17 protein-coding genes are annotated in these 18,178 nt (G+C 43.4%); 10 read left to right on the top strand and 7 right to left on the bottom strand.

Annotated elements, in window-relative coordinates:
• Window positions 1-384 precede the first annotated feature (384 nt).
• A complete protein-coding gene (locus EKM67_RS07935) occupies window positions 385-870 on the top strand; it encodes a GNAT family N-acetyltransferase (protein ID WP_125578480.1) in 486 nt (161 codons plus the stop codon).
• A gap of 22 nt (window positions 871-892) precedes the next feature.
• On the opposite strand, the gene EKM67_RS07930 is transcribed toward EKM67_RS07935, so the two are convergent.
• The 3 genes from EKM67_RS07930 to EKM67_RS07920 all read right to left on the bottom strand — a co-directional run bounded on the left by EKM67_RS07930 (window position 893) and on the right by EKM67_RS07920 (window position 2,560).
• Window positions 893-1,204: a hypothetical protein gene (locus EKM67_RS07930; RefSeq protein ID WP_125578479.1), complete on the bottom strand. Its 312-nt coding sequence runs from the start codon at window positions 1,202-1,204 to the stop codon at window positions 893-895.
• Window positions 1,201-1,716 (bottom strand): hypothetical protein, encoded by a 516-nt coding sequence (locus EKM67_RS07925; protein WP_125578478.1) that lies wholly within the window; start codon window positions 1,714-1,716, stop codon window positions 1,201-1,203. The genes EKM67_RS07930 and EKM67_RS07925 overlap by 4 nt, the downstream gene beginning before the upstream one ends.
• Before the next feature lie 130 nt (window positions 1,717-1,846).
• Complete coding sequence (locus EKM67_RS07920; protein WP_125578477.1) at window positions 1,847-2,560, bottom strand: ribonuclease H family protein; 714 nt, start codon at window positions 2,558-2,560, stop codon at window positions 1,847-1,849.
• Between the two features lie 383 nt (window positions 2,561-2,943).
• Between EKM67_RS07920 and EKM67_RS07915 the strand changes: the two genes are divergently transcribed.
• Window positions 2,944-3,840: an alpha/beta hydrolase gene (locus EKM67_RS07915; RefSeq protein WP_164506610.1), complete on the top strand. Its 897-nt coding sequence runs from the start codon at window positions 2,944-2,946 to the stop codon at window positions 3,838-3,840.
• On the opposite strand, the gene EKM67_RS07910 is transcribed toward EKM67_RS07915, so the two are convergent.
• Window positions 3,809-4,786, bottom strand: a complete 978-nt coding sequence (locus EKM67_RS07910; protein WP_125578475.1) for a glycosyltransferase family 2 protein — start codon at window positions 4,784-4,786, stop codon at window positions 3,809-3,811. The two genes, EKM67_RS07915 and EKM67_RS07910, sit on opposite strands and share 32 nt — an antisense overlap.
• A 225-nt stretch (window positions 4,787-5,011) precedes the next feature.
• Between EKM67_RS07910 and EKM67_RS07905 the strand changes: the two genes are divergently transcribed.
• The 3 genes from EKM67_RS07905 to cls all read left to right on the top strand — a co-directional run bounded on the left by EKM67_RS07905 (window position 5,012) and on the right by cls (window position 7,965).
• A complete protein-coding gene (locus tag EKM67_RS07905) occupies window positions 5,012-5,515 on the top strand; it encodes a GNAT family N-acetyltransferase (protein WP_125578474.1) in 504 nt (167 codons plus the stop codon).
• A gap of 214 nt (window positions 5,516-5,729) precedes the next feature.
• Entirely contained in the window at window positions 5,730-6,428 is a 699-nt protein-coding gene (locus EKM67_RS07900) for a zinc metallopeptidase (protein WP_125578473.1), read from the top strand.
• Window positions 6,429-6,495: 67 nt separating this feature from the next.
• Entirely contained in the window at window positions 6,496-7,965 is a 1,470-nt protein-coding gene (cls, locus tag EKM67_RS07895) for a cardiolipin synthase (RefSeq protein ID WP_225417349.1), read from the top strand.
• Between the two features lie 54 nt (window positions 7,966-8,019).
• Here the strand turns inward: cls and EKM67_RS07890 are convergent, their stop codons facing one another.
• Window positions 8,020-8,481: a hypothetical protein gene (locus tag EKM67_RS07890; protein ID WP_125578472.1), complete on the bottom strand. Its 462-nt coding sequence runs from the start codon at window positions 8,479-8,481 to the stop codon at window positions 8,020-8,022.
• Between the two features lie 687 nt (window positions 8,482-9,168).
• Here EKM67_RS07890 and EKM67_RS07885 point away from each other — a divergent pair.
• Together EKM67_RS07885 and EKM67_RS07880 are read left to right on the top strand one after the other, a co-directional pair.
• Window positions 9,169-11,019 (top strand): heavy metal translocating P-type ATPase, encoded by a 1,851-nt coding sequence (locus tag EKM67_RS07885; protein ID WP_125578471.1) that lies wholly within the window; start codon window positions 9,169-9,171, stop codon window positions 11,017-11,019.
• A 1,071-nt stretch (window positions 11,020-12,090) separates the two neighbouring features.
• Window positions 12,091-12,600: a methylated-DNA--[protein]-cysteine S-methyltransferase gene (locus EKM67_RS07880; protein WP_125578470.1), complete on the top strand. Its 510-nt coding sequence runs from the start codon at window positions 12,091-12,093 to the stop codon at window positions 12,598-12,600.
• Here the strand turns inward: EKM67_RS07880 and EKM67_RS07875 are convergent.
• Entirely contained in the window at window positions 12,577-12,954 is a 378-nt protein-coding gene (locus tag EKM67_RS07875; protein ID WP_125578469.1) for a DUF488 domain-containing protein, read from the bottom strand. The genes EKM67_RS07880 and EKM67_RS07875 overlap by 24 nt on opposite strands.
• 71 nt (window positions 12,955-13,025) lie before the next feature.
• On the opposite strand from EKM67_RS07875, the gene EKM67_RS07870 reads away from it, so the two are divergent.
• On the top strand, window positions 13,026-13,673 hold the full coding sequence (locus EKM67_RS07870) for a DNA-3-methyladenine glycosylase (protein ID WP_125578468.1): 648 nt from the start codon (window positions 13,026-13,028) through the stop codon (window positions 13,671-13,673).
• A gap of 2 nt (window positions 13,674-13,675) precedes the next feature.
• On the opposite strand, the gene EKM67_RS07865 is transcribed toward EKM67_RS07870, so the two are convergent.
• Window positions 13,676-14,539 (bottom strand): hypothetical protein, encoded by an 864-nt coding sequence (locus EKM67_RS07865; RefSeq protein ID WP_125578467.1) that lies wholly within the window; start codon window positions 14,537-14,539, stop codon window positions 13,676-13,678.
• A 184-nt stretch (window positions 14,540-14,723) separates the two neighbouring features.
• Between EKM67_RS07865 and EKM67_RS07860 the strand changes: the two genes are divergently transcribed.
• Both EKM67_RS07860 and EKM67_RS07855 read left to right on the top strand, forming a co-directional pair.
• On the top strand, window positions 14,724-15,782 hold the full coding sequence (locus tag EKM67_RS07860; RefSeq protein WP_125578488.1) for a Fic family protein: 1,059 nt from the start codon (window positions 14,724-14,726) through the stop codon (window positions 15,780-15,782).
• An 851-nt stretch (window positions 15,783-16,633) separates the two neighbouring features.
• Window positions 16,634-18,067, top strand: coding sequence for a C69 family dipeptidase (locus tag EKM67_RS07855; protein ID WP_125578466.1), 1,434 nt, complete (start codon window positions 16,634-16,636; stop codon window positions 18,065-18,067).
• The last annotated feature ends 111 nt before the right edge of the window (window positions 18,068-18,178 follow it).

Genomic DNA, 18,178 nt, shown 5'->3' with positions numbered 1-18,178 from the left:
GATTGCCAATTTTCGATTTGCGCGCTAAAAAAAATGGTTTGAATTTCGAAATGCAGCTTAAATCTACAACGTTAAACATATCGAGCTCGTCCGAATAGACTAGGCGAAATTTGTGGTGGGAACTGGGACTTGCAGTGGTAATTTTGTTAATGAGCGCTTTGTGCGAATTTACAAAATGGGAAAACTGGAGATCCTGCGGTTTTCAGGAGCTCCAGTTTTAGGCGGAAGAATTTCCGTACTTTGGAAATCCTGCAGCCGTCCCCACAGCAGTTTCCCAGTTCCCACCACAAATTTCGCCGAAACCGCACAAAATAATTTTCCATATTCAGCAAATTCAAAACAAGTTATGTTAAGCTGTACAAAAAAAGAAATGAACGTGAAAACATGAATGAAATTAATTATCGTTGGTCAACTCTAGCCGATTATCCCGCATTGATCGCCATTGAAAACCAAATCTGGAACGAACAAAATACACCCATCCCCACTCATTACGATCACGTTTCTGATTACCAGAAACATTTTCAGCCCGGTTCTCAACTCGTCGCTGTTATTGATGGGCAACCTGTGGGAATGATCTCTTTTAATCCCACACCGCCATTTGCGGCCTTTCGTTTCACTTGGGATATTGGAATCGGCGTCGATCCAGCCTACCAAGATCAGGGAATCGGTTCCGGATTATTGAATGTTTTGAAACTCGAGGCACAAAAAAAGAACATTCATAAAATCAAATTGAATGTTCTTGGCACAAATCCTCAAGCACGCGCCTTTTATTTGAAGAATGGCTTTGTCGAAGAAGGCCACAGTCGCGATATCTTTTTTCTCGCCGGTCAATTTGTCGACGATTATTCCCTAGCTTATTTCGTCGATTAGCGCCTCACGACGACTGAAAGACTCACGCGTGTCGGCGTTCGTGACTGAATAATCGTTGGACGAAAGAAGTCGCGACGCCTTTTTTTCTCATCCCCGTCGCATCAATATCGTCTAATAAATAATAGTGATGACGCCCTTTTTGAAAATAAAAGACGGCCCCTTCGGATGCTTGCGTGACTTGCCAATAGAATGGCTTCGAAAATCGTTTTAGTAAAACATTCACAAAAACAAACTCATCCGAAAAATGAGTTTGCAGAAACTTTTTAATTGCGACGGCATCATAGCCTGTAGCTTTGTGATCACCAAAATTATCGCTGACTCGAGAACTAGTCATTTTTTCCCATGGTGTTGTTCTTTTGTTAAAGTATTAATGGCTTGCTGAAAAGAATGTTTCGATTCCGATGGCTGAATAATGACGTCATTCTCCGCGTTAATTGCATAGGCAACGCCGACCTGTAAAGTTTCGGGATCACGTTGAAAATCGGCCAATAACCGTTGGCGAATGATCGCCCGATAGAAACTCAGCCCAATTTTGACGAGTACGGCACCTTCCCAAACTAGTGGAATCGGCCGCAACACAGCTACCGTAACGACTAGAAAGAGCATTTGAAAATACGCCGCCAGTCCTGTACTAGTGATTCCTGAAAGGCCTAAGAAAAGATAACCTTCAAAAATCATAAACGCAATGCCGATCAGCACGCCAAGCCAAATCAGCACAGTGACGCCATCATCCACAATCGTTTCCATATCCAATGTGCGCTTTAAGACGCCACTTTTAGGCAAAACATCGGTAAGTTCCCTCCGTAAAGTTGGTAGATCCTTTGAAAATTCATCGTTTGTTTTCATTTGCTCCCCCAAAGCTTTGATTAGCTTTTAAAATTATAGTCTAAAAAAAACCATTCAGCAAATTACGCTGGATGGTCCTTTCTCCTTAAATCGGCATTTAAGAAACTGATTCTAAAAAGCAGGTTAAGGCTTATTTTTTCATATCGTCCATTGTCTGATTCAGTAATTCATCCACGAACACATTGCCCGCGGTGGTCAAATGTCCTTTGACCCAATTGAATTGCAAGTTGGCAAATTGAGGTAACAGTGGACTGACTGCTTGCCACAACTCTAAATTTAAAACTGGTTGGCCATCAGACTTGCGCCAATTGCGACGTTGCCAGCCTGCTAGCCAATTTTTCATGATCGGATCCAACACATAATGCGAATCGCTGGTAATCAAAATTGGCTCGGCTTGTAAATTCAGGTCGATCAATTTCAGCAATGCGAATTTTAACGCCGTCAATTCCATTTTATTATTGGTAACCCCGAATTCGCCCTCACTACCTTGATAGCGTTGACCATCCGGCAAAATGATCAAATACGCCCAAGCCGCCAAGTCGTCGGGATTAACGTGACCACCCAGCACATTACCAGTGTTCCGCGAACCACCATCCGTGAAAACTTGGATCATATTTTCTGAGTTTTGAACGGCCGTTGTTTGTGCTGCTTGCTGTTTCGTGGCCGCCTTTTTATTGACGCCAGTTGCCATCTCAGCCAGCCATTGATTTGCCTCAGCTTCAGTTGCAAAGCCTTTATAACGCGCACCGGTAAATCCATCGACCTGCTTTTTAGCAGTAGGCCAATCGGTGAAAATCCCCGTCTGACGCCCCTTTGCAATTGCATAATACTTCTTATTTGCCATAAAAGCCTCCGAGTCAAGTTGTAAATTTATAAAGTTCTTAATATAATAGAATAATTAGCTGTGAGAAGTCATGGGTGAAATCGAGGATTAACCGATCCATTCTCAAAATCTGCTTTTAGATTTTAAGAATGGATTAGTTAACCGGAAATTTCAATGACTTCGAACGCGATTTAGCTGTGAGAAGCGACGGTTTTGAAATCAATGAATAAGTCGGTGACAAACTAAAATCTCGCTCTTAAGATTTCAGTTTGTCACCACTTAGGCAGTGATTTCAGTCGCTTCGAACGCGATACAGCTGTGAGAAGTCATGGGTTGAAATTGAGGATTAACCGATCCATTCTCCAGCTTCGCACACAGATATTTTAATTATGGGATGGATATTATTGAAACTTTTGAAAACTAAGGACAAATTAGCTAATGGTGTATTGAAAACAGTCGGTGGGCTCCTGGCTGTTCGCACATTTTCACGTTTGCGCCAGCAATCTAACACAAAAACCGAACCACCAGAAAATCGGGAGATTATTTCGCAACCAGATCAGCCCGCGCAAGTTCCAACGGTCTATGTTCACGGTTTTCGCGGTGGCGATTATACCACCAATAAAATGGTGCTCAGCGCGCAAGAAACGATTCACAGTAACACTTACTTGAAAGTCTTGGTAGATTGGCGGGGTCAATTAAGTTATCAAGGTAGTTGGTCGGACGATCCCAATCCCCTCATCCAAATCGTTTTCGAAGATAAATGGATGCCGACACTGCAAATCGTTAATTGGTTGACGGTCGTCTTGCCACAATTGCAGCAAAAATATCATTTTTCAAAATATAACGCGGTGGGGCATTCGATCGGCGCGACGGCATTGGTTCGCACCGAGATGCGTAATTATTCGAAGCCGGATTTTCCCAAATTAGAAAAACTCGTCTTGGTCGCTGGGCCTTTCGATGGTGTGGTCGCATTTGGCGATTGGCCCAATGTCAATCACCTGAATCAGCGCGGGCGTCCGGTTATGATGAATCCCCATTACATCCAATTGTTGGCGAATCGCCATCATTTCCCGAGCAATGTCAGTGTGCTGAATATTTACGGCAACGTCGACGACACCAGCAACACGGATAAATATATCAGTGTGATCTCCGCGAAATCGATTCGCTATATTCTCGCCCCAATCGTTAACGCATTTCATGAGGTTGAGATCCACGGTAAAAATGCGGAGCACTCGAAAATGCACGATGATCCGCAAGTTTTAAGTCTGATCAATCAGTTTCTTTTTGCTTCTGGTCAGTAGCTTCGTCCTTTTTAGTCAAATAAGTCTGATCGTTCTCCTTAATCAAATAAGGCGGACGTTTTTTTGTTTCCACGAAGATTTTGCCGATATATTTGCCAATGATGCCCAGCGATAACAGTTGTGCGCCACCCACTAATAGGAAAATCGAAACCATAGATGGCCAACCTGCTGTGGGATCGCCGAACGCAACGGTGCGGATAATGATCACGATCAAGGCGACCACCGCGAATAAACAAGACAGCGCGCCCACAAACGAGGCAATATTCAGTGGCGCGTCGGAAAAGTTGACGATTCCTTCGATCGAATAAGAAAACAACTTCCAAAAACTCCAACTCGTTTCACCGGCGACCCGTTTCTGATTCTCATAAGGTAAATAAATGGTCTTAAATCCGACCCAAGAAAATAACCCCTTGGAAAAGCGATTATATTCCTTGAGCGATAACAGTGAATCCACCACTTGGCGCGTCATCAAACGGAAATCACGCTCGCCATCAACCATCGGCACCTGCCCGAATTTGTTCATCAAGCGATAAAATAAACGCGAAAAAAAGCTCCGTAGTTTAGGTTCGCCTGCGCGAGTCACGCGTCTGGTTCCGACACAATCGATTTCTGGATCCTGAATTTTTGCATACATTTCCAGCAACATTTCCGGCGGATCTTGCAGGTCGGCATCCATCACAGTCACATACTCGCCAGTCGTCCGCTGCAAGCCGGCGTATAACGCCGCTTCCTTGCCAAAATTCCGCGAAAAAGACAGGTAGTGAATGTTTTCGTGTTCTGTGGAGAGCTTTCGCAACAATGACAGCGTCCCATCCACAGACCCGTCGTTGACGAAAATATATTCAAAATCCAACGGCAATTTCGGTTTCAGTGCTTCCATCGCCTTGAAATAGTAAGGCAAGGCCTCTTCTTCGTTATAACAGGGAACAACAATTGATAATTTCATAGGCATTTATGCGTTCATAACGCGTTATGAACGCATGGCAATTCACACTCCTTAGATCAATTCATCTCTTTCATTGTCGCATTTTTTGAACGAAATAGAAATGATTCGCTTCCGCTAAAAACCATTTATTTCAATCTCAGTAAGATGCGCACACCTCAAGCACGGAAAATTCCGTCAGATAGCCGAATATGATAAGATTACTTTGAACAGGCGGAGGCTAAAAATATGGAAAAATTTGAAAAATATCATCCGATCATGACCCATCATTACACATTCAATTGGCTGACCAGCGCGCGTTTGAATGAAAGCACCAAATTAATGCAATTTCATCAGCAACAGCCTGATTTAACGACGGCAAAAGCTGCGAGTACGATCAATCAAACGATGCTTAAAGTCATGCGCAACCAACAATTAACGTGGGGAATTTTCAACCGCGCGGACGACCGTTTGCTAGGATTGGCCAATTTATTTGAAATCGATGAACAACATTCATCGTTGAAAATTCAACTCGAACTTTTGGTGCCACAATCCGATTCTGGCATCAACGAATTGCTCGCACGTTTAGTTTCGTTCGCGTTTGCTGAGCTGGATTTAGAAACGATCTATTTCGAAAAGTCAGACAACTCTGCAGCCACAGCATCTCTACTGACCAAGCTGGGATTTGCACAACAACCAACAAACGACGATTGGTTTTTAAAACGGGCCGTCTCTATTCAAAACCAGTCTTAAGACGGTCGCTGTCTTTGAACGCAGTTGGTAGAATGGAATTATGCGCAGAAAGGCGCCTAATCGTGCTCACAACTAAATCGTGTTCGAGCTGACTGTCTGCTAGAGCTAAGTTCAATAGTTAATGGATTCAAAGTACGAATCAATTAACTATTGAGCTTAGCTTACGCAGCCAAAACGTCAGCTCTCACAACTTGTTTTTAGAAAGGATGATTCTATGTTTCCCTTCTTTTTTGATCCAACTTATATTCTGGTCATTGCTGGGCTTGTGATTTCCATGATTGCTTCCGCTCGGGTTAATGCGACCTTTAAAAAATATGATGCGGTGCAAAGCGACAACCATTTAACTGGTGCCGCTGCGGCTCAGGCAATTTTGGAAGAGTCTGGTATCGACGATGTTGAGATCCGCAAGATTTCTGGAAATTTGACTGATAATTATGATTCTAGTAATCGCGTGCTCAGCTTGTCTGAGGCGACTTATGATTCGACTTCGGTGGCGGCAATCGGCGTCGCGGCGCATGAAGTGGGTCACGCGCTGCAACATCATTCTGGTTATGTCCCTTTGAAAATTCGTTCCGGAATTTTTCCGCTGGTCCATTTTGGTTCGAACTTGGCCTTCCCGATTATTATCGCCGGGGTTTTATTGAGCTGGAATCAAACGTTGATCAACGTGGGGATCTGGGCGTTTGCACTAGTTTTAATTTTCCAATTGGTCACATTGCCAGTTGAATTTAACGCGTCTGGGCGCGCACTACGCATTCTGAGTCAGGACGGTTTATTGACCGAACAAGAAGTACCTCTAGTCAAAAAAGTCCTCGGCGCTGCCGCCATGACTTACGTGGCCGCTGTGCTTTCGAGCTTCTTACAATTATTGCGACTGGTTTTATTATTTGGCGGTGGCAACGATCGCGATTAATTGATTATCGCTGGTGAAAGGCATAAAATTAACCAATAATTACGTTATGTTTGGGGTTATTTGGGGAATGAATGTCAGAATTATTGTGCTCATAATTATCGGGTTATTGATCATCAATACGGCCGGTGCGATTATTACCGTTTTTCACCGACCGCGAAATATACCGGCTACTTTGGCATGGCTACTCGTTTTAGTGATGCTTCCAGGAGTTGGCTTTTTGGTATACGCCTTTTTGGGCCGGGGAATTGCCGAAGACAATATTTTTGCCCTCAGTCACCAGGATCATATCGGTTTAGCACAGTTGCGCGATTTTATTATCGCCGATCTGAAGAACTTACAGCGCCCCACCCATGAAAACGACACAACCGAAAAAGCGCGCGGTTTGATCGAATACTTCGACCGCACCGAAGACGCCCCGATGACTCATCATAATTCCGTTCGCCTTTTTACGGATGGCGAAGAGAAATTCAAATATTTATTTACAGATCTCAAAATCGCCCAGAAGTTTATTCACATCGAATATTATTCGTTCATCAACGATGAGATCGGCAATGAATTCCTTGATTTATTAGTCAAAAAAGCTAAACAAGGTGTTCAGGTCCGGCTGATTTTCGATCCCTGGGGTTCTGCAGGCGCGAACAAGAAATGGTTCGCACCTCTGACAGAAGCCGGTGGCGAGATCATCCCCTTCATCACGTCGCGAGATTTGATCCGTAAAACCCGGCTCAATTATCATTTGCATCGCAAAATCGTCATCATCGATGGTAAAATCGGTTGGACGGGCGGTTTTAACGTCGGCGATCAATATTTGGGCCGTAGTAAAAAATTTGGTTATTGGCGAGACACTCATATTCGCATCGTCGGAACCAGCGTGTTGGCTTTGCAAGAGCGCTTCTTGATGGATTGGAACGCCTCAATCGAACGCTACGATCAACGCATTACTTTCAAAAACGAATACTTCCCTAAGCCATCTAAAATTGCCGTCGGTGAAACGCCCATTCAGATCGTTTCTGACGGTCCTGACAGTTCCGAGGATATCCTCAAGGGTGGCATGATGAAAATGCTCCTGACCGCTAAGAAGTCGGTCTGGATGCAAACCCCTTACCTAGTCCCGGATGACTCGATGCTCAGTGCCCTAACAGTTGCTGCGCGATCAGGCATCGACGTGCGGATCATGATTCCCTGCATGCCCGATCATCCCTTTATTTACCGAGCTACTCAATATTACGCGAATTTACTGACCGGTTTTGGCATCAAGATCTACGTCTACAACAATGGTTTCATGCATGCCAAAACGGCGATTTGCGATAACGCTTATTGTTTCGTCGGCTCAATGAATCAAGATTATCGTAGTTACGCGCTTAATTTTGAATGCAACGCCTACATTTACGATTCCGCAGTCAGCCAACAATTAACACAAGACTTCGAAGCGGATATGGAAAAATCAACGTTATTGACACCAGAAATCATTCATGATCAGTCGCACTGGTTACACTTCAAACAATATTTCTCGAGGTTATTATCCCCAATTTTGTAAAAAAATAGCGCGCTCTTCAAATTATGAAGAGCACGCTATTTTATTTTGGTCCAATTAAACCAATCGATCGACTTCAATTTCAACTGTTTCTGGTAGTAAACTTTTAAGTGCAGTCATTAAGATTTCTAATTTTTGATTGAAGTTCATTTGAATTTGTTGGCGCTCGTTGATGATGAAAATTGCAACGACACGCGTTTTCCCGTTAGGCAATGTGACTGGCAACATTTTCAACGCGGTGATATTAGCGTAATCGATCACCCGCGAGAAAAGCCCGTTCGTGACCAAACGCTTCGTTCCGATACCGCCGACACCATCCATAATATTCAGCGTGAAGAATGCGGCTAACATAATAATAAACGGCCAACTCATCACCGGATTTCCCAGCACCCAAGAACCGATCAGCACACTAAAAATCAACGGTGTAAATTTATAGCGAGCACGAATAACGATCTGTGATTGCCAATAAATTCCAAACCCCATACTAACCAGTAACGCAGCAATTAATACGTACATCATAAGACGCACCTCCCTTTTTTAAGTTGTGAGAGCTGACGTTTTGGCTGCGTAAGCTAAGCTTCAATAGTTAATTGATTCGCACTTTGAATCCATTAACTATCGAACTTAGCTCTAGCAGACAGTCAGCTCGAACACGATTTAGTTGTGAGCAAGCACGGGTTGGCTTTGAGCATTAACCTGTAAAACACTTGAATCCCGCTTTTGGATTCAAATGTTTTACAAGTTAAGCGGAAAAGACAGTGCTTGCGAACACGTTTATGTTGTGAGAGCTGACGTTTTGGCTGCGTAAGCTAAGCTCAGTAGTTAATTGATTCGGTTTTTAAATCCATTAACTATTGAACTTAGCTCTAGCAGACAGTCAGCTCGAACACGATTTAGTTGTGAGCCACCATGGTCTGAAAGTGAGCATTAACTCGACAACTTTAAACATTTCAAACCTGCATCATGTCTGTAATTCTACGCCTATCTATTGTAAATAACAGTAATTCCGCTCAATTTTTTAGAAAAGTGTGTGGCTAAACTATAGTAAGCTAATTTATAATCATTCTAATTTACGTTTATTAAATAGTGTGATAGACTATGTTCGTGGCAAAGTTAAATTTATTTAAATGTAATCAAATCTTTTGATCATACAATTTAAATGAGTTTGACTTTATCATACCATTTTCAAGTGGAGGTCGTTTAATTATGGGACATCAACAAAAATTTCTCTCGGTGATCGGTGTCGGGATAGTTGCGCTATTAACGGAATTCTTATTTCATCAACCTTTGATCGCACAACTGATCGTGACGGTTGTTGGCGCGATTTTGGCGTTATCGATGTTTGTCGAAATGATCAAAACGCTGCGCTCGGGCAAATATGGCGTTGATTTATTGGCGATCATGTCGATCACTGCCACTTTAGCAGTCGGCGAATATTGGGCCAGCTTAATGATTCTGGTCATGCTAACTGGTGGCGATTCGCTAGAAGATTATGCAGCAAATAAAGCCGGTTCTGATTTAAAGAGTTTATTAGACAACTCACCACAAATCGCGCACATCAAGCACGGCGACAACTTGATCGACACCAATATTGACGACGTGCACATTGATGAGATCGCCGTGATCAAACCCGGTGAATCCGTGCCTGTCGATGGGATCGTCGTTGAAGGTTCCGGCCAGTTCGACGAATCATCGATGACCGGCGAATCGCGTTTGATTTCTAAAAAACCGGGTAGTGAATTATTATCTGGTACCGTCAATAGTGACACTCCGATTACAATGCGTGTCACCAAGACGGCCGCAGATTCTCAGTATCAAACCATTGTCAAATTAGTGAAGGCTTCTCAAGATAAGCCGGCGCATTTCGTGCGGATGGCCGATCGTTATGCGGTGCCATTTACCGCTGTCTCGTTATTGATTGCCGGGATTGCCTGGTTGGTTTCTGGAGATCCTCATCGTTTCGCCGAAGTCTTAGTGGTTGCTTCGCCTTGTCCATTGATTTTGGCGGCACCGGTTGCGCTGGTTTCCGGCATGAGTCGCGCCAGCCGCAATAGCATCATCGTTAAATCAGGGACATCCATTGAGAAACTCGCGCGCGCAAAGACAGCCTTCTTCGATAAAACTGGGACAATTACTGCCGGCCGTTTAAACGTCACTCAAGTAGAACCCGCAAAAGCTTTTACCAAAGCGCAATTGATCGATTTAGTGGGTAGTCTGGAAATTCAATCGGCGCATATTTTTGCCCGTGCTATTGTTCGTTTTGCTAACGATCAACCTGACTTTCACAACCAACCGGTCAGTAATTTTTCTGAATCAACGGGCTCTGGTGTTGTTGGCCAAGTTGCCAAGCACATTGTTGAGGCTGGGCGCCGCGATTTCGTTGGCGTCGAAACGCCCGCCGTTGAATTGGCAGAAGGCGAATCGATCGTTTACGTTGCCGTTGACGGCGAGTACGCCGGATATTTAACCTTCGCGGATCAATTACGGCCAGAAACCGCCGCAACGATGAAAAATTTACAAGCGTATGGTATCGAACAGATTGCCATGTTGACTGGTGATAAACAAGCAACTGCAGAACATATTGCCGCGCAAGTGGGTATCAAAGATGTTCATGCAGAATGTTTACCGCAGACAAAAATCGATCTGATCACCAAAGCACCCGCTAAACAGCGGCCATTGATCATGGTCGGCGATGGCGTTAACGACGCCCCTGCATTAGCCGCCGCTGATATTGGCATCGCCATGGGGGCTCGTGGTGCGAGTGCTGCCAGCGAATCTGCAGACGCGGTAATTTTAACAGACGACTTATCCAAGGTCGCAACTGCCGTCAAGCTCTCGCAAGAAACCATGGGCGTTGCTAAACACGCTGTTTTGATCGGTATTTTCATTTGTGTGGGACTCATGTTGATTGCTAGTTTCGGCGTGATCCCCGCTTTATTCGGCGCGATGCTGCAAGAGGTTGTCGATACAGCTTCGATCCTCTGGGCATTACGAGCAAGAAAGTCTCATGAGAAACTCAATAAAGGGACTAAAAATAAGGCTGAATTAGTTGCCTGATCAACGAAATTTAGATTGCCACTTGGGAACGAGAATGTTTCTGAGTGGCTTTTTTTCGTTTTAAATTTTTTTGCGGTTCCGGCGAAGCTGCTGTGGGAACTGGGAGGTTGCTGTTAATTCTATAAGCACCTTGAAAAAAATCAATCTTCGATTGGTTATATTTTGTGCGGTTTCGGCGAAATTTGTGGTGGGAACTGGGAAACTGCTGTGGGGACGGCTGCAGGATTTCCAAAGTACGGAAATTCTTCCGCCTAAAATGTGAGCTCCGGAAAAACGCCGGATCTCACATTTTCCCTTTCTGTAAACTCACGAAGACCGTTCGTTAACAGAAATACCACTGCAGTCCCAGTTCCCACCACAAATTTCGCCTCGTCTATTCGAACGAGCTCGATACGGTTTAACATTGGATATTTAAGTTACGTTTCTATATCTAAACAATATTTTTTAAACGCGTAAAACAAAAATTGGTAATCTAGGTACACGACAAATTTAAAAATAGACGTAAGATACAGCCAAAAAACCTTTATTACAGGATTTTAAGACTAAGCAGCGTCTATTTTAAAATTTGTCGTGTGTTTTTTTGCGCAGATTTTAAATTCATCACATTTTTTATTGAGCTATTCAGAGCAAAGGCTACCTTGATAATCCAACTTTCAGGAATCCAGCTATTCAATTTCTACGCTAAACAAGTTAAGTTTAGGTCGAAAGTGCTGGGGCAGGCAGTCGTGGCAGTGACAACCATGTTGGCGGGCCGTTTTTGCCCGCCTTACATGGTGGATCGATTCGAGACTCGGCGTTTTTCCGAGGCTCAAATCGAAGCTCGGAGCTTTTCCCGAACCTGGAAAAGCGGAGAGCGGTCCCACAGCCACAGACCTGCCTGCCCCAGCACTTTCGACCGAAGGTAGATTGTTTTTTTGATTTCCAGCGCGTCCCAACAATGCTAACAGTCGGAATATAAGTGAAATTTTTCGTTCATCAAATTTTATGTTATGATAATTAACTGTAAACGAAATTAGTTGGTCTTTGCGCCAACTATTTTTATTTAAGTTGATTATAGGAGATCGTTCACGCATGAATTTATATTTTGACCAAGTTAAGATCCAGAATCATCATTTTTTGATCATCGTCGCTGAAGACGGCCTGCAATTCGTTAGTCTGACCGAAAACGGCTGGGATGAATACGAACAGCTTTTCCCTAAAGCGCTGAAACAAAACACTTATACACGCCGCCCCGCCAAGATCAAGCCATATAAAAAAGCACTGCAGGCTTATTTCAATGGCCGTAACCATCTCGATCAATTGCCGATCAGTGCTGAATTAGGTGGGACTGAATTACAACAACAAGTTTGGGACGCGCTCCAGAAATTGCCAGCCGGTCAAACGATGAACTACTCTGAATTGGCGACTGAAATTGGTCAGCCTAAATCATTTCGCGCGGTTGCTTCTGCCGTGGCTAAAAATCCAGTCGGTATTTTCATTCCCTGTCATCGAGTCTTGCGCAAAGATGGCGGTCTCGGCGATTTCCGTGGTGGCTTGAACTTCAAACGCGAATTATTATCACTTGAAAAACGCACCGTCTAGCTTCGTCTGCAAGAATGCCAACAGAACCGTTGCCTGATTGTCTTGTTGATCCTTGGCACCATAGAGTAAGACAACATCTTTAGTGACAAGCGTTTCTTCGAGTAACTTCAAAAAATCGGCGATGGCGGGATTCTCATTGATTTCTGCTAAATAACGTTGCTTGAACTCGTCGAATTTCTCAGGATCATGATTGAACCACTTGCGTAATTCTGTCGAAGGCGCAATTTCTTTAGCCCACTGATCAAGTTGGGCTTTTTCTTTTGAAATTCCGCGTGGCCACAATCGATCGATCAAGATTCGATACGAGTCGGCTTGAACTTCGCTGCCATAAATTCGTTCAATTGATAATTGCATGTTGGTTCTTCTTTCCGATTAATTAATTAACTGTAAAAACTGATGCGTATTTAAGCCAAAGGAGCTTCATCATGAATCCAATCGAAAATCCGCAAGTTTTGCCAGCGTCATTTTTCACTGGGCGTCCAACTACTACGATCGCCGCCGATTTGTTGGGAAAATTACTCCTCTACAACAGTCCAGCTGGTCAAGTTGGCGGCTACATTGTGGAAGCTGAGGCTTATTTAGGGACGCTTGATCCGGGCGCACATGCTTTTGCTGGACGTCATGGAAAAGCCAACGATCCTTTATATGGTGCACCTGGAACGGTCTACATTTATGCGATCCGTGGTTTCTATGCCTTCGATGTCGTAACTCAAGCCGCGGATGAACCCCAAGGAATTCTGATTCGCGCCATCCAACCAGCGATCGGCGAAGATCTCATGTTACGCAATCGGCCGCGTGGTGGATTCGAATTGACTAGCGGTCCCGGTAAATTGATGCAGGCATTTGGGATCCACGACACCGCGATGAATTATCAGCCATTAACAGAAAGTAATCTTAAAATCTGTCGCGATTTTGCTAAGACACCTGCAACCATTCAACAAGGTGAACGGATCGGTGTGCGCATCGGTAAAGATTGGCAAGACAACTTTCGCTACGTGGTCAAAGGTAATCCCTATGTTTCCAAAATACGCAAACGCGAGACCGACTTAGAAAATGATGGTTGGCTTAATTAGCCCTAAATTGAACGCCTGTTGCGGTGGAAAAACGACGGGAGTGCAATACATAGCAACACACCTAGAAGCCCTACACCGGCAATTAAACCGCCAACGCGGACAAATACCATTAGGGTGTCTGACAAGAACGTTAAAATAATACTCGAAAAACTACGGGTCATATCTGCAATATCGACGATCAAATCGCTGAAACGTAAAATTGCGCCGGGTAGAGCCACCAACGCGCCACCCCAGAACAAGCCCCAGAATAAGTAACGCCAGCCGTGTAAATGCCAATGTGAACGGAAAAGAATTGCGATCGCAAAAACCGCCGCTAGCACCGCACTCACGATCACCGCAATTTTAGCAACCGATTCAAGATCGGTCAGAATAACGACGGCCCGATTGGCGATCGGTTGCGCTCGAAGCGTCACGTAACTCTGGAAACTTTCTTGAACCGATTCAGATACAGCCGTCGAAGAAACACCAGCGACTGTGGAAACCGACGCCATTTTCTCACGGACTTCAGTATTGATTTCGTCCAGAATTGGCTGAACACTGATCGGATCAGATTGATGCTGGTAGACATTGTCCAACGTCGTACTGATCACTTTTTTAACATCGGCTTTCGTCGCGATATTCGTCAATGTTGACTTAGGAATACCGGCTTGCTCAGCTTGCGAATTAAGTACCAGATTCAGCTGATCGGTAAACTCTTGATAACCATCACTAGCTTCTAGCTCCTGTTGCACAAAATTACGATCTAAAACCGTGTATTGGATCAACCAAGTCCCCGCAAAAATGGCAATCATTAACGCTAATAGAAAAGTTAAGAAACGACTTCGTTTTGGTAATTTATACGCATACAATTCGGTTCGTGAGTTCATCAGGCAGATCCCCTTGTCTCAAATTAACTTTAGTATAGCATAGCGCAATGAGTGGGGAATAATGAGAGCTATTGGAAATCAGATAAAACATCGTATTAATAACTGACAACCAATTACTCAATTTTGCGATGTCCTATTTTGATTATCGATGTCATGTATAGTAAAATGACATTGAAAAGAGATGATGACATTGAAAAAATTTCAGTATGATACTTTAAACAACTTAGTAATTTCACCCCAGCTAGCCTTGAAGCTCAGTCATATCTATGAGTTGCGCGGAAAACAATATCATCTAGAGCAAACAAAAATCGCAACATTAGAGCGTTTAGTCGATGTTGCAAAAATTCAAAGCACCGATTCTTCAAACCGAATTGAAGGAATTTACACCAGTGATACCCGTTTAAAACAGCTGATGGAACGAACAACGCGTCCGCATAATCGTAGCGAGGAGGAAATATCGGGTTATCGAGAGGTTCTTAATTTAATTCATGACAATTATCATGATATCCCGATCAATACGAATACAATTCTCGGGCTGCATAAACAGCTCTTTAGATTTACCAACAGTACTTGGGGCGGCAGTTTTAAGGATACTGATAATCAAATCCTTACCCAATTCACGGATGGTACAAGTGAACTCCGTTTTTCACCACCTGCCGCACACATCACCCCTATCTTGATAGCAGAACTTTGCGAATCTTATAATGCAGCTCTCCAAGAGGAAAAATTCTCGCCATTATTAATTTGTGCTGCTTTTATATTTGATTTCGTGTCCATTCATCCTTTCAGAGATGGGAATGGTCGAATGTCACGGTTACTGATGTTACTCAGTCTTTATCAGAATAACTTTAATGTGGGCAAATATATTAGTCTTGAAAAATTAATTGAGGAAACAAAATCAAATTATTACGAGACCTTGGCACATAGCTCCATAGGCTGGCATGAAAACACAAATTCCTATGAACCATTTCTCGATTACTTTCTTAGCATTGTGCTGCAAGCCTATCGCGAATTAGAAGAACGCGTTGATGTGACCACCGAAACTAAGCTTACCGTGGCACAATTGATCATTAATCATTTGAAAGCACAAGTTAAACCACTCTCCAAATCCGAATTGATCACGCTCATTCCGCAATTTAGTCAAAAAACGATCGAGCGTGGGTTGAAAAATTTGCGTGATGAAAATAAGATCGAAATTATCGGTAAAGGGCGCTCCACAAAATATATATTGAAACTCAATTGATAAACTACCAGGCTTTATTTGAAGAATTAAAGAGGTATAAAAACAATCTACCTTCGGCAGAAGTTGCTCCAGAAAATAGTGGGAGGTTGCTGTGGGGACGGCTCCAGGATTTCCAAGGTACGGAAATTCTTCCGCCTAAAATGTGAGCTCCGGAAAACCGCCGGATCTCACATTTTCCCATTTTGTAAATTCGCCAAAACCGCTCATTAACAAAATTACCACTGCAATCCCACTATTTTCTTCCGCAACTTCTGCCTAAACCTATTTCGTTTAGGCTAGGATCTGAATAACATGGTTCCTTGAATTTGATTGACATTGTCGCCATTACTCAGAATAGTTCAGCTTAAGAGTTTGTGTGATGATCAAGTCCGCATTTCGTCCTCTACAAATTAAAGTTGCGGTACAAGTTAGTCGCACAGGACTAGACGTTAATCAGAATTCACCACTATAAAACTGCCAAGATGAGTCAGAACGCGGAAGAAAAAGTTGCGACTCGCTGTGAAATTGTTCTTGCGGGATCAACTTATTTCCTAAATGACTCCAGATAAGTCGCGCAATCATTCAGTTTTGCACTAAAACCCAGTCCCGCTAGAACAAGGGTGATCTTCAAGACTTTTGTGGGTTTCAAAAGGCTTGAAGTCATCCCCACAGCGAGGCGCAACTATTTTCCGGAGCGTTATGACGGAACCAAACTAAATCCTACAACACGCAAACAAAGCCTTCACAAATCAATCCAGACTTTAAAAAAATCCCAATTTCCAAATCCAATCTCTCACCCGCCACTTTTTACAATAACGGCTTTCTGTGCTATGTTTATTGGAGTTGAAAATATAATTTCCGGAGGTTTTCTGATGTCTGAACAAAATATTGAACGTGCTTGTACGACAATTCTAGTTGGTAAAGACGCCAGCATCGATGGTTCTACTATGATCGCCCGCAACGATGACACTTTTCACGCGGTTGCGCCCCATCGTTTCTACATGCACCCAGCTGTTAAAGGCGAGAAGGGTCGCATTCTGAAGTCCTACTTAAATGGCTTCCAAATGGAATTGCCTGAGAACGGTTATCGTTACCCTGCTGTTCCTAACGTTGATTACAAGAATCTCGGCTACTATGACGAGAGTGGGATCAATGAGAAGAATGTCGCAATGAGCTGTACTGAAAGTACTTATGGTAACGAACGTGCCTTAGCCTTCGATCCACTGGTTAAAGATGGTCTCGACGAAGATTGCATGCAAACTGCGGTCCTTCCATATATCGACTCTGCTAAAGACGGCGTGAAGTATTTAGGCTCGTTGATCAAGAAATTCGGTTCACCTGCTGGTAATTCTGTACTCTTTGGTGATAAAAATGACGTTTGGTATATGGAAATCGTCACTGGTCATCACTGGGTTGCTCAACGTATTCCTGACGACGCTTATATTATTGCAGCTAACCAAGTTGCCATTCAACAAGTTGACTTCAGTGATACGAAAAACTTCATGTGGTCAGAAGGCATCGAAGAATTCGTTGAAGCTCATCACTTGAATACAGATCAAAGTGGTTGGAATTTCCGTCATATCTTTGGCACCTCGAACGAAAAAGATCGTCATTACAACACACCTCGCGTTTGGTACGGTCAACATATTCTTAATCCTGAAATTGACCAAGAACCCGAAAGCAGCGAGCTCCCATTCATTTGCCGGACAAGTCACAAGATCTCACCAGATGATATCCAACAAATCTTAGGCTCTCACTACAATGAAACACCATACGATCCAATGAAAAAACAAGACGATGCAGATAAATATCGTTATCGTCCGATCGGTTTAAACCGGACACAAAATTCTCACATCTTGCAATTGCGGAACGATGTGCCCGAAGAAGTTTCTGCTATCATGTGGTTGTGCATTGGCTACCCAACTTTCACACCATATCTGCCATTCTACACAAATGCCACGGAGACAGATTCTTCATATGACAATACATCGATGACCTATAACTTCGATGATGCTTATTGGATGTATCGTTCACTTTCTGTTTTAGTTGAATCAAACTATGCGCATTTCGTTCAAGATGATATTGATTATCTGAAGGAATGCCGTCAAGAATTACGGTCAACCGTTGCCACAATCGACGCGGAAGCCAAGCATTATCAAGGCGCTGAATTGACTGACTTCCTCACGAAGAAAAATCAAGAAACCGTTACCGCGATGCGCGAAAAAGCTCATCACTTCATGGGTCAGCTTTACACAAAGGGCATCACTTTGTCTAAGTTAACCTTCAACATGGATCGCAATCTGTAATTTTTTAGAAAATTACTCTGAAAACAAAAAAAGCGCCCAGATCAGAAGGCTCGGCTCCTGTCAAGAGGACAATCAAATAATTAAAGTGTTTATGCACATTCTTGAACGGCA

This window comes from Lapidilactobacillus mulanensis, from assembly GCF_003946215.1.
GTDB classification, from domain to species: domain Bacteria; phylum Bacillota; class Bacilli; order Lactobacillales; family Lactobacillaceae; genus Lapidilactobacillus; species Lapidilactobacillus mulanensis.
This window is presented reverse-complemented; position numbering and strand designations above follow the sequence as displayed.

Bases quoted from the DNA above. Each gene is read 5' to 3' on its own strand.
- EKM67_RS07935 (WP_125578480.1), top strand. From the start codon at position 385: ATGAATGAAATTAATTATCGTTGGTCAACTCTAGCCGATTATCCCGCA.
- EKM67_RS07930 (WP_125578479.1), bottom strand. From the start codon at position 1,204: ATGACTAGTTCTCGAGTCAGCGATAATTTTGGTGATCACAAAGCTACA.
- EKM67_RS07925 (WP_125578478.1), bottom strand. From the start codon at position 1,716: ATGAAAACAAACGATGAATTTTCAAAGGATCTACCAACTTTACGGAGG.
- EKM67_RS07920 (WP_125578477.1), bottom strand. From the start codon at position 2,560: ATGGCAAATAAGAAGTATTATGCAATTGCAAAGGGGCGTCAGACGGGG.
- EKM67_RS07910 (WP_125578475.1), bottom strand. From the start codon at position 4,786: ATGAAATTATCAATTGTTGTTCCCTGTTATAACGAAGAAGAGGCCTTG.
- EKM67_RS07905 (WP_125578474.1), top strand. From the start codon at position 5,012: ATGGAAAAATTTGAAAAATATCATCCGATCATGACCCATCATTACACA.
- EKM67_RS07900 (WP_125578473.1), top strand. From the start codon at position 5,730: ATGTTTCCCTTCTTTTTTGATCCAACTTATATTCTGGTCATTGCTGGG.
- cls (WP_225417349.1), top strand. From the start codon at position 6,496: ATGAATGTCAGAATTATTGTGCTCATAATTATCGGGTTATTGATCATC.
- EKM67_RS07890 (WP_125578472.1), bottom strand. From the start codon at position 8,481: ATGATGTACGTATTAATTGCTGCGTTACTGGTTAGTATGGGGTTTGGA.
- EKM67_RS07885 (WP_125578471.1), top strand. From the start codon at position 9,169: ATGGGACATCAACAAAAATTTCTCTCGGTGATCGGTGTCGGGATAGTT.
- EKM67_RS07880 (WP_125578470.1), top strand. From the start codon at position 12,091: ATGAATTTATATTTTGACCAAGTTAAGATCCAGAATCATCATTTTTTG.
- EKM67_RS07875 (WP_125578469.1), bottom strand. From the start codon at position 12,954: ATGCAATTATCAATTGAACGAATTTATGGCAGCGAAGTTCAAGCCGAC.
- EKM67_RS07870 (WP_125578468.1), top strand. From the start codon at position 13,026: ATGAATCCAATCGAAAATCCGCAAGTTTTGCCAGCGTCATTTTTCACT.
- EKM67_RS07865 (WP_125578467.1), bottom strand. From the start codon at position 14,539: ATGAACTCACGAACCGAATTGTATGCGTATAAATTACCAAAACGAAGT.
- EKM67_RS07860 (WP_125578488.1), top strand. From the start codon at position 14,724: ATGACATTGAAAAAATTTCAGTATGATACTTTAAACAACTTAGTAATT.
- EKM67_RS07855 (WP_125578466.1), top strand. From the start codon at position 16,634: ATGTCTGAACAAAATATTGAACGTGCTTGTACGACAATTCTAGTTGGT.